At 35.8% G+C, this 14,760-nt stretch carries 8 protein-coding genes; 7 read left to right on the forward strand and 1 reads right to left on the reverse strand.

The genetic code is table 11. The features are described from left to right. Positions 1-92: 92 nt before the first annotated feature. The 7 genes from MHH46_RS03615 (at position 93) to MHH46_RS03645 (ending at position 11,287) form a co-directional block, all read left to right on the forward strand. Positions 93-722: a hypothetical protein gene (locus MHH46_RS03615; RefSeq protein WP_143762703.1), complete on the forward strand. Its 630-nt coding sequence runs from the start codon at positions 93-95 to the stop codon at positions 720-722. Between the two features lie 310 nt (positions 723-1,032). After that, entirely contained in the window at positions 1,033-2,058 is a 1,026-nt protein-coding gene (locus MHH46_RS03620; protein ID WP_405132564.1) for a hypothetical protein, read from the forward strand. Positions 2,059-2,269: 211 nt separating this feature from the next. Then, positions 2,270-3,619, forward strand: coding sequence for an FRG domain-containing protein (locus MHH46_RS03625; RefSeq protein WP_218642196.1), 1,350 nt, complete (start codon positions 2,270-2,272; stop codon positions 3,617-3,619). 475 nt (positions 3,620-4,094) lie between these two features. Then, complete coding sequence (locus MHH46_RS03630; protein ID WP_405132565.1) at positions 4,095-5,330, forward strand: DUF6602 domain-containing protein; 1,236 nt, start codon at positions 4,095-4,097, stop codon at positions 5,328-5,330. Between the two features lie 335 nt (positions 5,331-5,665). Further along, entirely contained in the window at positions 5,666-6,370 is a 705-nt protein-coding gene (locus tag MHH46_RS03635; protein WP_081387729.1) for a hypothetical protein, read from the forward strand. Between the two features lie 15 nt (positions 6,371-6,385). Continuing rightward, positions 6,386-7,534, forward strand: coding sequence for an ImmA/IrrE family metallo-endopeptidase (locus MHH46_RS03640; RefSeq protein ID WP_076190076.1), 1,149 nt, complete (start codon positions 6,386-6,388; stop codon positions 7,532-7,534). Between the two features lie 1,299 nt (positions 7,535-8,833). After that, complete coding sequence (locus MHH46_RS03645; RefSeq protein ID WP_076190077.1) at positions 8,834-11,287, forward strand: hypothetical protein; 2,454 nt, start codon at positions 8,834-8,836, stop codon at positions 11,285-11,287. Between the two features lie 1,627 nt (positions 11,288-12,914). Here the strand turns inward: MHH46_RS03645 and MHH46_RS03650 are convergent. Then, the gene (locus MHH46_RS03650) at positions 12,915-14,705 is read right to left on the reverse strand and encodes a flavocytochrome c (protein ID WP_076190079.1); all 1,791 of its coding nucleotides are present in this window, start codon (positions 14,703-14,705) and stop codon (positions 12,915-12,917) included. Between the last annotated feature and the right edge of the window lie 55 nt (positions 14,706-14,760).

Raw genomic sequence — 14,760 nt, forward strand, 5'->3', positions numbered from 1 at the left:
AGAACGTTAGGCGAAATTCATCTAAGGGAAAAATGAAAATGAAAATGACATTTCGAAAACACGAAGTAAATCTTGGGAGCAGGACATTTAAGGTGTTAATTCCAGCACCGGATGTAGAAGGTTTGTACGTAGTTAGTACAGATGCTAAAGGAGCCGTTATTTTAGGTAACGAATGTGGCTTGGAAAAGCTAGAAAATATATTAATAGTTGCAGCTACTAATAAAGATAGTATTATCTTTATACCTTCAAGAAAGAATGAATTAACCGAATATTTACTTAATCGATGGTCAAATAAGGATAGTGGGAATGACATTGTAATTTTACATCATACGATCCAGTTCAAAACGAATGACTGGAAGGCAATTAGAAACTTAATTAGAAAATCTAAAAATGCGAATACAGAGGAAATCATTGTAGCTAAGGATCAGAAAGAGTCACGTAATTTAAGCAAGTACTGGTATCGGGATCATAAAGATTATCTAGATATCAAGGAACAGTATGAGACTCTTTTTTTGATTGGAAGTAGAGAGGTCTTCGTAAATATTTCTATTGATGGTAGTGAAGTGAGGGATGAAGGAAGAGATTTATATATACGCCATCCAGGTTATCATGCTCATGAACATATAGATTATTATGAAAGAAGAATACACACTAAAGATTATAAGCCTGTTGGATGGTCTCTCTGCTTAGATTTTTATGATCGTGAACTCTGGGAGAGATGAACATCGCCTAACAAAGTATTTACGCTGCGGGCCTTACGGCCCTTGGTTCGCAAGAGGAGGTAAGCAGAGTAGGCAATTCGGCTCACAACCCTGCGAGGCTAAGTCCGATGGACCCGGTCGCGTTGCTCCCTTAAGCTTCCCGGGTTCGTAGATACAAAACGTTATCCGAAACCGTAAAACCCAAATCAAAAAAATAAAGAAAGAAGCGATCCTTTTGTTTAATTTTAGAAAGAAAACAAGAAACCAAGTAGACACACACAAATATTATTCAGTTGAAAGTTTTCAAATGAATCAGTCTATTCTTACTAGATTGAATGATAAAGTAATGCAATATCGAAGTGATTTTGAAGTTAATTTGAAACAAGAGAAAATTGCCTCTGACTTAGGGATGTCACTCTATATAATCCCTCTAATAGAAGAGTTAAAGTTTTATTATAATAATGATCTTTGTATGTCAATTGCCCAATTTGTAGTCCTTGCAGAAACTAATTCAGCTGACCATCGTGTTAAATCATTCTTTCTTGAGAATGCTTTATTAAGAACTGCCTCAATATGGGAGTACTTGTTTATTATTGTGAATGAGGTTTTACAAACAGAGTTAGTTGTTGGAAGGGACATTCGTGAAAAAATAGTAGAAACTGGATGTCATGATATTCAATTTATTCCTAGCGGGAAGGGCTATAAGATTGTTGCGAAACCATTAAATGAGGAGATTAGAAAAGTTGCAGAGTCAGAACTGAAGAAAAGATACAAATTATTTAATATTTCAATTAAAAACAAGAGTAATGAACTTCTAAAAACAGTAAAGAAAAAATATTCGAAGAAGGATAGTATTCAACACTTATTTGATCTTTATAAATGTAATGAGGTTGATAGGGTAATTAAATTAAGAAATGAAATTGTACATAGACGTCCATTAACAGCGAAGTTTTCACTGGCCCCAAATGAATTGTTTCCTGGTAATTCAGTTAGCATAAATCCAAATGGATGGTTTGATTTTAATGACATCAACATAACAATGGAAATGAATATATCAGCAATTAGAGAAGCAATTAGTACCTTAATGGAGATTATTTTTTATAATGATATTCCTAACCTTAAAGAAAATGAAAACAAGAAATTTTACGCCTATGAAATTAATTGTAAAAAGTGCTCGAAAGAATTTCTAATAAATGAAGTAAGTGCAGATTTCTTTATTAATGAAAAGTTGAAAATCATATGTCCGCTTTGTACGGCTGAAGATACTGATATTATTGATAAGAGAGAAGTAAATGATAGATACTACTTTTCAAATTTCAAAGAATATAGTGACTTTTTATTTAAGTTCTGGGAATAGGTTGAAGTTTGTTTTGTAAGTCTTCTCTAATTAGACGGCATTGGATAATACCATATTCACGCATCGGGACTCGTCCCTCGGTCCGGCAGGAGTTAGAAGTTGATTCGGAGAGGCATTTCAGCAGCAGTGAAGCGGAAACAGCCGCACACATCCGCACCACCCAACCGCTTCGCGGCCAGTCACTTCGTTCCTTTAGGGTGGTGGGGGCGTTGTGAATACAACAACGTTATCTGAAAGAGGCTTCAAAAAAACTAGGAGTGATAGAATGTATAATCTTTTTATTACTGGTGAGGATGAAGGTTGGGAAAAACTTCACTATAGCATCGAAAAAAGTAGATTTCTAGAGTATACAAATATGGACATCAGTGATGTATTTAAGAATGCTAAACAAGAGCAATTTGATGTACTTAAAGAATTTCCTTGTTTATTCACTTATGAAGGTTTTAAAGGCATTTCAAAAGTTGGTTATTTAAATAAGATTTCTGATAGAGGAAAAACGTACTTAATTGAATATTCATTTGATGACAAAATACCACCAATACCATCTGCAGAATTAGAAAAAATTTCACTATTACTAGATATTAGGGGTTGGGAGATTAATAGAACGCACTGGGCAATTAAAGATGAAGACCTATTAATAAGGTTGAGTGATGTGAATCTTATAAATTTTGAAGTAAATAATGAGAAAGTTGAATTACCTAGACCATCAGAAAGTAATATTTTAGAGGTAACATCAGTAAAGTCATATATTGAAGCAATTTTTAATTTAGGTAATGATGAAGATAATAATATTTTTTATAGAGGACATTCAGACAAAATAGAATATAAACTTGTACCATCTCTTTTTAGGAAAGATAAATCAGGGAACTATAAATTTCTTGATAATGAAAATGTGATGTTTAATGAAATGATCTTATCAAACTCTTCTGATTTCTCAACGGATACGAATACTTTAGATAAATTAGTAAGAATGCAACATTATTCGTTACCCACTCGCCTATTAGATATAACATCCAACCCACTTATTGCTTTGTATTTTTCATGTTCGTCAATTGATAAAATGAATATTGATGGAGAAGTTATAATTTTAAAAGTAAATAAGAGTCATATTAAGTACTTCGATTCTGATAAAGCAAGTTGCATCTCAAATCTAGCGAAGTTATCAAAACGAGACAAAGAGAATATTGTGTTTGCTAGCGACATAGGGAAATTTAATAAACAACAAGTCGTCGGAAGATTGCTTCATTATATTATGGTAGAAAAGCCATTTTTCCAACCAAGAATAGTACCATCGGATTTACAAGATATTATATGTATTAAAAGCAAAAGAACAAATAGTAGGATACATTCACAGTCAGGAGCATTTTTGCTTTTTGGTCATGAAGCAGTTATGGATGAAAAGGGGACCGAGGACATCTCAGTACAGAGGATGACTATTAGAAACAAAAAAAAGATTTTAGGTGAACTTGATGTATTGAATATTAATGACAGCACAGTTTTTCCCTATATTGAAAATACAGCAAAATATATAGCAGCGAAATTCGAATTTACAAGTAAATAGTTTGAAGTGTCCTTCAGATAACAATATATTTACGCATCGAGCATACGCCTCAGTCTGGCAGAGGGATTTCAGGGAAGCAGGAACTGCCGGACATAGCATACTTCGTCAGGCGTCTTGACTAATTATTTGCAGTTGCAGAATTTGAAAGAGCTAAGATTCTTGAGAGAACCCAGGCGGTTAAGCAATAACGAGACAAAAAGCGGATTATATAAAGGAGAGGCCACTGAAGTATAAAAAGTCCCAAATGGATAATGTGGTTAGATGTTGCGAACACAGACATGCGTTGTCGATAATACGGAATCAGTGAGAGTACGATTAGGTGGGAGCTTAGAAGAAGGGGGGCAGAAAGTTTTATCTGAAAATAAAGTAGTTGAAAATAGCAGAGAGGTAAAAGGCTGTAGTAAATTGGAAGTATAATACAGGTAAGAGGTGAATTAAATTGATTACAACAGTGGCCGATCTATTGAATTCTCTTATGATCAAAGAAAAAGAATTATTGAAAAAATACAGCATAATTAAACATGGTCCTACAATTGGCGACATGTATGAAGGACTTACAGTGAGTCTCCTGAATAAAGCAATATTTGAAGGGTTAGATATACGAATTGTGTCCGGAAAAATACGGAACGAATTGGGTGAATTTAGTAATGAAATAGATTGTATGATAGTTGAGGGAGACGGTGAAGCCATTCCGTATACAGGCAAATTTATATATGATCTCTCTCAAGTAATTGCCGTTCTAGAAGTTAAAAAAAATTTGTATCAAGATGACCTGATAGATGCCTATGATAAAATGCGCAAAATATATTCAATTACTGAACCTAATAATGAGTTGTTAAATATGAAAGCGTTTAGAGATGCGTTTAGACATATAGTACAGAAAGAACTTCCTGACTATGAAGAAGTGACAGAACTGCCTTTACATGAGCAAATGATTTATCACAGTTTGTTAATAGAAGAAATGATGCCGGTGAGAATAGTATTTGGTTATTATGGATATTCATCTGAATTTGCCCTAAGAGAAGCGTTTAACAAATATATAGAAAAGAACTCAGGTATTAGGGGATTTAGTCCAACTATCTTTCCCGACCTTATTATATGTAATAATAGTGTTATAGCGAAGTTGGATGCTATGCCTTATGTAAGTCCTCTAGATAGGGAAGGTAACTGGAATTTCTATGGCTCAACAACACATAATCCGTTTTTAATACTTCTAGAGTTTATTTGGACAAAGCTGAGCTATAGATACAACCTTAGCGATGATATCTTTGGCGAAGATCTTGATTTTGAAGCTTTCCATCCTTTTCTGCGGACTAAGGCTAAAAGAAGCGATGATAAAATAGGCTGGGAGACAAATTATATTTATATCCCAAAAGAAGGACTAGATCATGAGCCTTTATTTTGGGAGTGGAGGCCCGCGGAACTTGACGAGGTAGAGTGGTTCATAATCAATTGGCTTTGCTTACATCAAGAGCTTAACACAGAGGAACAGGGCTTCCAAAAATGGTTGGATCAAAAAGGTGCGAGACTAGAAGACCTTGTTAAGAGTCTTTCTGAGAAGAGACTGATTACTTTTGAAAAAAATACATTTTATTTGTTGACTGATCAGTGTGCGGTTGTTACTGTTAACGGTAAGTGGTATGCTGCCGAAAATAAATCAGGTAGACTTACCAATTGGGTTAACAAGATGATGCAAGGTAAAGATGAATGAACTGCATTTGTGTCTAAAACAACAGTATCTACACAATAAAGAATGAGATTTTTTATTTCTGAGATACCAAGCCGGCCTACAGATTTTTTGTGATAGTTAAGACGATTCAAACAACATAGCGACATATTCAAGAGTTGGATAAATCTCCTTTGCGAATTTTATCCAACTCTATTTTTATTAGAATGCTAGGAAGTGGAACTTGTTTATTGGGTGGACAATCAACTATAAAAAGAGATATAACTTTACAAAATTAAATAAATATGATTACAACTAGACAAAAAAATGATTTTGGTATATCTTAGTGTTAAGGACATCAACAAAGGGGGGAACAATTTATGAGTATGGATATATATCAAAAATGTATGCTTCTTTTAGAGCAGAGAACTGTTATATGTGAAGGGATTAAAGCAGGATTTAAAAGACATCAGCTTTACCTAGAACTATTTTCTGATATAGTAACAGATACTTCGAATCCCAAAAACCGTTATGACCTTGTTAACACAGAAGTAATTAATTCTATTGAGAAACATCCGCACCTGCAGATTGAATTTGAGATGAAAAAGTCGGGATTTCATCCCTACATAGTATTAAGAGAAAAGCTAAGAAATATATCTGTTCTTGTATTACCATTAGCAACTAAAAAAGACATGTTTGACAGTGCGAGTACTTACAGAATGAACTTTTCTGTCTCAAACATCCCAAGGTTAATTGAGGAAGGATTATCTGAGGACTCCCCAGATATCGACATTCAATACCAGCGGGCAATGCATCCGCTGGGTACGGAGAATTATCCCTTTGGTCTAATTGTTGTATATGATCCACATAATGGTTCAATCAGAGAAGGCGCATTATTGCCTGATCATTCGGACTGGATATTTTTAGAGGATACTACGAGTATGGTATTAAGTAATAGTTTAGACAATGTGACGCCAATTAACGTTTATGAGAACAGTGACGATATCAAGATACCGTTTAAGGAGACAGCGCATCAAACTGACGAGGATATCCCTCTAAAGCTGAAATCTGATCCGTCAGTATGAAAGTAGGAAAGTAATATGTTCAAAGAAGATCAGAGAATCATTCCGGCTAGACTTAAAGAGGCTCGTTTGGTAAGAGGCCTAAGTATTAATGAACTCGCGTCGAGAGTAGGCCTTTCTAAACAAGCCATATCTCAATACGAGCTGGGAGAAAACGAACCAAAACCCACTACGATGATGGGGATTATACGGGAGTTGGACTTCCCTAAGAGTTTTTTCTATAAGACTTATGAAGAACATATCATAGGTAATACTTTCTTTAGGGCATCTGCAGCAGCAACGAAAAAAAACAAGGAAATTCAATATAATAAATCAAAACTTGCAGGATATATATATGATTATCTGCAAAAATACATTGAATTCCCCGAGTTGAACTTACCTGATCTATCTTCATTCGATCAAGCTGATTGGGATGATGATTCTATTGAGATTCTCGCGGAGAATGTCAGACAGTTTTGGGGACTTGGAGAAAATCCTATCAACAATATAGTTAATCTTATGGAACGAAACGGTATTGTTGTTTTTTCTATTGATATGGATAGCTTGAAAGTAGACGCGTTCTGTCAATCCAGAAAAGGGCGCCCTTATATTTTCTTAGGGAATGATAAGGAGTCTGCTGCAAGAAGACAATTTGATGCGGCGCATGAAATTGGCCATCGCTTGATGCACAATCATATTCACAATCAGGATATCCTCTCAAGAGAGGAATTCAAGATCATTGAGAATCAGGCCAATCGCTTCGCATCAGCATTATTATTACCAGCAGAGGCATTTGCAAAGACAGTTACTTCTACAAAGTTGATTCACTTTATAGAGTTGAAAAAATATTGGAAAGTATCAATCGCAGCTATGTTGTATCGAGCTCAAGAGTTAGGGATAATTGATCAGAGCAGATATACTTCTTTATTGAAGCAAATGTCCATCCACAAGATGAGATCGAAAGAACCATTAGATGATGTGATTCCGGTTCCTAAGCCTATTCTTTTAAATAAAGGAATAAAGATGTTGCTCCAGGATAATTTTAAGAATGAATTGCAAATTATCAATGAGAGTGGCGTACCGCGAGAGTTTATCGAAATGCTTTGTACCATGGAAAAAGGATCACTTAAACTTAAGGAAATCGAGCCTACTCTTAGACTGATTGTTAACAATCAAAAAGATGACTAAACCTCTGAGAGCCTGAACAAGTTCAGAGGTTTATACACGCATATTGATTTTTACTGGTAGTGCTCTTTGCTATATCAAGTAAATATGCCCTACCTTTTGGCATTAATCGGGTTTAGGCATCCTTATTGTATGTGTTGACTCTGCTTACTCAACACATGTGGAGTCGGTGGCGGTGTTGGTAAGGAAGTAATTGAAAATGAGCTCATTAACCTTTTATTAAAGATATTATAGCCTAAGTGCGGTCAGCGCTTAGGCTCTCCTTATAAGTTTTAGTAACATAAAATAGATCAATCTCTGCTAGCAAGTGATTTAAGTACCTTTCAATCGATATGTAAATGAAGGCGTTAGTCCGGCAAAGTCTCCTGCCAAACTAGCAAGCGGCTTTCATTTATCAATAGCTATTTTATAGTTTCCTGCATAGATTGCTTCATCTATTTGGACGCATTCAACTATTCCAAGCACTAGATGATCTCTACCGACAGGAATAATCTGGTGTAACTTAAGTTTGTTGGAGCTAAAGTAGTACAGGGCAATACTTCATTATGTAACAAGGGTTCGGTTGCTGATACAAGACGGTGAAAGTTAATGATACAGCGGGAGAAATCATTCATAGATATAAATTTGATGTGAAAAAGCTAAATAATTGCCAGTAAATAAATATAATTTGACATAAAAGAACGCAAGATGACGCTCGGGAATTACTCCCCGCAGCGTCTTTATTTTGCGCTTTTATCTTGTTGGAGAACAGGGAGCCCAACTTATCAGTAGCAGCAGACTGGTCAGCAGACTGGAGCACATGACCGTAAATATTCATCGTTGTGTTGATATTCCCGTGACCTAGCCGCAAAATGATCTTGGCATGAACGCCTTGATTAATGTGCAGCGTGGCCGAGGTATGCCCATACAGTATAATAAAGACAAATCGTAAAAGCCCTATAATTATAAGTTTTGAGGGTTTGGCTTCATTCCTTTTTCAACAAAAATAAGACAAAAACACAGCAAAAATATTAACCAAGAAAAGAGTGATGTTTCACTATGTGCACACGGAATTAAACAGTGTTACCCTGGAATGCAATACTTGCACAAAGATATATGAAGAATACAAACTATCTGTATTTTGAACAGGGTTTTTCGAGGTTAAATGCATTATTCTAAAATGAAATGCAAAACAAGTGTTGAAAAATAAGAAAGAAAGAGTTATAGTTCAATTACATTAAAGAGGCTAATAATTCAAATGCAGTGATTTGTATTTAATATTTTTCTTTGGAAAATGAATTATGAAATAAAGGAGTGCAAATTATGAAAGTTAATTGTGTCAAAACCAACCTGGGAACAACGGTTAATATTTTTATATCAAATTCCGAACTTCAAGATAAAAAACTATTTTCTGAAGTTAGTTCGACGGGTAAAGATTATAGGGTAAAGCGTTCATTTAACATTAAATTGTCTAAAAAGGCCATGAAATCAACTGAAATGATTTTACAGGAAATGTTACATAATTTAAACGACTATTTAGCGTTCTATCAATCAATGGGGATTGGTGGACTAATTGAAAGAATCCAAGGAGAAATGCGCTCAAGGTTAAATGAATATCAATACTCAAAAATAAAGGCTACCCTTGAAGGTATCATAATGCCTGTTTTATTAAACAAACATACAGAAAATGACATAGATAGCATTCGAGATCAATATAAATTAACCGATAAAGATATTATTGTTTCATTTATAGGTGGTTTTGGTTTTGGGAAAACAACTACTATAAAAAAGTTATTAGGCTTTGATGATTTATATCGTTTTTTGTTGGTCGATAATGGACGAACAACTATTTACAATACAATAGTAAAGGGCTTAATTGTAAACAATGATGGTGAGATTGAACATATCACGGATAATGATGAATATGAAAAAATACATGTTGATAAGTACCATTTTAAAAATAGTATTACTTTGCACAGTAATATGCATATTTATCAGAAGATAATCATTCCTAATTTGCAACTTGCCTTTGAGAAATATAAAAAATCCATTTTAGATGGACAGAGGATAATATTGGAATTTATAAAAAACTCCAATTGCAACTTAGATGGATTGTTTGGTGCTGTAAATGAAGAGTCAATAACAAAAGGCTTTTATAAAACTATTTTAGATGAGTTTAGTAAATATCCTATTGATGACATTGAAGATGATATTGATTTTAATCAAAATGAAATTATAAAAGAAAGCTTTGATGAATATTTTAAAAAATCTGTTGAGAGTGCAATCGAAAGTATAAAAGAGTATGTTCAAGAAGTAAAGGTTGACAACAAAGACTCAGATAAATCTAATATTTCTTTTGAGTTAACACCGGAGGAAATTGGAAATATTATAGATAATTGTTATAAGCCTTTTACTGATAATTCTATAAAAGGTGGTAGCTTAAGAATTTGCGTTAAAGAAATATATCTTGAAACAGATTTGCATATGGATAATTTTCACAACGCTCTAGAAGAAGCTGTGAATCCTGAAAATTTATATAGTGATGGTAAATTAAAATATCATTCATTTGTGTTTGCAGATACAGTTGGTTGTGGACATAATCCTGAGTATAAAAACATGGATGAAAAGAATATAGATGTGGATATTTTTAGTAATTCAGGTATTTTAAATGAAAGTGATGTAGTAGTTTTAATAGATAAAGCCAATGAAACAATGCAACAAGGTATAAAAAATCAGTTGTACACATTAGAGAGCCTAGGATTAAAAAGTAAGTTATTGTTGAGTTATACTTACTACAATCAGTTCATAAAAGCAGATATGGGAACTGATGATGATAGAGAGTTACAATTGGATACATATTTAGAAAGAGCTTTAGAATCTTTGTATCCACCAAAAGATAATGAAATAAAATCCAAAAAAGCAAAGCTGTACTATGAACATTTAACTGAAAACAATAAACAGAATATTATTTATTTGAAAGGGCTTGTGCCAAGAGTTAATACAATGAATCATGATGAATCGAAGAAAAAGTCTAGACGCAGCCCAGCTTCTTCAAATATAGAAATGCATATGGATGATAAAAAAGCGGAAATATTAAATGCCAGTTTTGAAGATTCTGAGGGTTGTTTAGCTGAACTTATAGATAAAATTATTTTTTTATATGAAGATTTACAGATTAGAAAAGGAAACAGATTTTCAATAACATCTCATCACAGAGAAAATAAATTTATTATGAATTATAGTGATGATATTTACAATAAGGTAGCAGCAGAATATTTAAAAAAGGAAGAAAACATTTATTGCTATAACACCCCTGCCTATAATACTACAAAAGCTTTATGTTACAATGCATATATGGGCGACCCTATTCATTATGGCAGTTCTATTACTTTAAGACCCATTGAAGAGTTAAAAGCTATCTTACAAGCTTATATATCAGAATTTCTTGATTCATCGAATAACGAGTTCTTGACAATTGAAAAAGAAAATGATGTTGCTGATGATGATTTGAATATGGAGTTTTTAAAAGATGAACTAAAACAAAGTTTAAGTAAGAACTTCTCGAGGTTTCTCATGGAGACAATGGTGAATAGTCAAAATAAGAAGTGGGGAAATATGTATTCTGATAATGGTAGTGGCGTGAAAATGCGTAGAGGCATAGGAATATATAATATGCTAAAAGATGTTGTTTCAATGGATGCAATGAAAATAAGGCTTTTAGAAATTTTAACAGATTGTATTGATGATGTTGTTGATAATTATAATACAACAAATTAGTTTGCTTGATATTTTTTAAGTTTTACTTATTAATTATTATTCAATTCTATAAGGTATATTTTTTGCTTTGTTTCAGTTCGAGTTTACACAAAACAATGCAAATGTATTGTGATAGTTGATAGAGAGGCGTTGCGTAGGTAAGGCGCAGATCGTGGAAGCGGATATATCGCATGTTGTTCCTCCGGATAGATTGAGGGAACCATAGATACGGGTGCTCATAATGGAATGGTGATCCGTTGGGATGACAGAACATGAAATACCGTTTCACCCGATCCCGTCCATTCCAGGCCTCGCCAAGCATATCCCGTTACAAAGAAAGTTTCAATCTTGCACGGATTTATTCTGTCATCTGCGAAAAATCTCGAAATCGCATATATAATTAAAATCCGACATATCGCGAAGTTCATCGCAGATACCGGCTGGGGGATGTCTCGGAGTTTCTTTCTAAACCGTGACGTAGATCCAGGCAGCCACTCTTCCAAATCGTAGGTTTAAGTGGCGGATGGTTCACCTCTTAAACCTATGATTATTTTAAATCACAGGAATCCATATTTTACTTTTGTTATCAGACGAGCTCAGTAATTCAATAATTGATGTGAAATTGATGTAAAACATCAACAGAAACGATCGGAATGAGCCCATACTAAACGGAAGTGAATTGGCGAAAAACCCGTCATATCAAGGTTTCCGCGGATTGCAACAGCTCACATCCTGGTGCTATATGTTCCCGCATACGGTGCATGTGGAGTCGGTGGCTTTGTTGGTCAGGGATGTAACAGAAGAATGTAAATGAAAACAAGGCGAAGTCGAGAGCGCAGCTGCAGCAAGAGTATGCAATGACCAGTCATATTCGCCCGGAAACTTCGGACACTGAAGTATTACGAAACGCCGAGCAGAGGATAATATCATAAAATATATTTGTAAAAATTTTGGCGAGTAACATAAAACGTCTATTTTTTGTGGACGAGCACGGGGAATTAAATTTTATCAGGGATTTCCCTGAATATTAATATCCGATTATATATTGGATTCATTGGTTGGCTATATGCTTTTCCATTATATCTGGCCATTAATTAGAAGCGTTCGCCAACCACATATCTGCATAATAAAGCTCTTACGAAGTAGGTCTATGCCTATTATCCGTGAGGGCTCTTTCTCATTTATTAATGATCCTGCAAAAAGTCAGCCCCATATGGAACCTTCGAGGGTACCATATGGGGCTTTTTTTGTTTCCGCATATTGCGGAAGCATGGCGCAGGGACAAGTTCCTGCGCTTTTTCACATTCAGTTAAAGGAGAGAAATGCAATGAAAGTAAAAAGAGAGTGGAATAATATTCCTTTTTCGGAACGATAAAAGAGCAGCGAGTTAGACGAGCGTAGCCCCTAGGCTCCACCATAAAAAAATCGTGAAGATCATCGTGGTCACACTTTTGGTCACAGTGCTTATTTTTTTCATGCCGATGACACGAATACATAAATAAACCGCCCTGTTCGCAATGTTGCTGACAGGGCGGTTTGCTATGTCATAGAGGGCAGCTTGAAAGTTAGAGTCAACCTGCACATTACGAACTATCTTGCACGTTTTTAAGGCTAACTTATTAATAGAGCAGTTACACAAAAAATAAGATTACTCTGCTACAACTTGTTTGCCTGCAATCCGGCCGAATGTGAAGATATCAGCGATGGCATTACCGCCAAGACGGTTTGTACCATGAATGACCCCTGTTACTTCACCTGCAGCGAACAACCCAGGGATGACTTCGCCTTTTTCATTCAAAACGCGAGTCTTCTCGTCGATCACCAAGCCGCCCATTGTATGGTGAACGGAGGGTACAGCTTTTTCGATGTAGTAAGGGCCTTTTTCAAGAGATTTCAATCCACCGCGATGTTTGAAATCAAGGTCTTTACCTGTTTTCGCATAATCATTTACTTTATTAATCGTTTCTTTCAAAGTGTTCACGTCAATTTTAAAGAAATCAGCCGCCTCTTCAATCGTATCGGCTTTAAAGAGCAAGCCTTGTTTAACGAGTTGATCGTATTCGTCTTGATGAACTTCGATCGTTTTACCAATATCCTCAATGCCTTGATTCCATAATTGATACGTATATCCACCCGTTTGGGCAAGAATTGCTTTAGAAATAACGTCACGACGTTCTAATTCCTCAACGAAGCGCTTGCCTTCTTGGTTAATCAGGATCGCACCATCGAAGCGGGAGTCTGCAACCAGGGAAATAACACCTGTCTCAGGATTACAGATTGGATACGTTTGAATACTCTCCATGTTTGTCAGTTTGGCGCCAATCGTTTCTGCCATAACGATACCGTCACCTGTAGATCCTGGTGTATCGGTAGTCATATATTTTTCATCCATTGTAGGGTTATACTTCTTACGCATCTCTACATTGGATCCAAAACCACCGGTAGCGATGATGACGCCTTTGTTCGCATGGAATGTGATCTTGTCGCCAGTACCCGAAGTCGCAGTTACACCTGTTACTTTGCCGCTTTCGTCCTTCAGCAAGGTTTCGGCTTTCATATTCGTTTTGATCGTGATTTGATCAGCGTCTGTTTTGGCTTTTAACTTAGTAATCAATTCAACACCTGTATGACCTACAGGAATCAACGCACGTTTTCTGGAATGGCCACCAAATTGGAACAGATGATCAGGTAAGAACTCTACCTTGATATCATCGCGCAGCCATTCGGCAGATGCTAGAGCATTGTCGGCAAGAATACGAACCATCTTTGGATCCCCGAGGTTGTCTCCGCCTTTCATCGTATCATTATAGAACAAGTCAGCCGTGTCATCTGTGATGCCAAGAGCACGTTCAACCCAGTTGTCAGGCGCATTCATCTCACCACCGGAAATCAATGTGTTGCCGCCAACAGCTGGCATTTTCTCGAGCAGAACTACATTAGCTCCAGCGCTCTTCGCTTCGATAGCCGCACTAAAGCCAGCACCCCCGGCACCGATGACGACAACATCATAGGTTTGCTCGACTTCTTCTTTGTCTTTGCTTCCACTGACTTCAGCGCCAGCGACAAGGGTAAGTCCAGACTTCGTAATTGCATCTTGAATGGCTTCGAGATATCCTTTGCTTGTAACTGTAGATCCGCTAATGGCATCAACTTTTGCGCTGTTAGTTGCCATGACCTCTTGCTTGAGCTGCGTATAAACAGGTTCTGCAAGTACTTCATTTTCCTTATGCTCTGTCACTTTAATGTCAGTGATCTTGTTATCTAATAAGGAGACTTGTACTTTAATATCGCCATGTTTACCTTGCCCAACTCCTTCAAAGACTTGAACTCCGTTTGCATCTGCAGCGGGCTCTGCATCTTTACTGCCGCAAGCAGCAAGCGTGAACATAAGACTGAGGACTAGTAGAATAGATAACAGCTTTTTCGTGTGAGTTCGCATAATATCTCCTTCATTCTGTTGTGGATTGGTTACATACACTAGGGAGAGGAAGATT

This window comes from Paenibacillus sp. FSL H8-0175 (genome assembly GCF_045040615.1).
Classification (GTDB): domain Bacteria; phylum Bacillota; class Bacilli; order Paenibacillales; family Paenibacillaceae; genus Paenibacillus_AQ; species Paenibacillus_AQ odorifer.

Coding starts and splice junctions, on each gene's coding strand:
- MHH46_RS03630 (WP_405132565.1), top strand. CDS start 4,095: ATGATCAAAGAAAAAGAATTATTGAAAAAATACAGCATAATTAAACAT.
- MHH46_RS03635 (WP_081387729.1), top strand. CDS start 5,666: ATGAGTATGGATATATATCAAAAATGTATGCTTCTTTTAGAGCAGAGA.
- MHH46_RS03640 (WP_076190076.1), top strand. CDS start 6,386: ATGTTCAAAGAAGATCAGAGAATCATTCCGGCTAGACTTAAAGAGGCT.
- MHH46_RS03645 (WP_076190077.1), top strand. CDS start 8,834: ATGAAAGTTAATTGTGTCAAAACCAACCTGGGAACAACGGTTAATATT.
- MHH46_RS03650 (WP_076190079.1), bottom strand. CDS start 14,705: ATGCGAACTCACACGAAAAAGCTGTTATCTATTCTACTAGTCCTCAGT.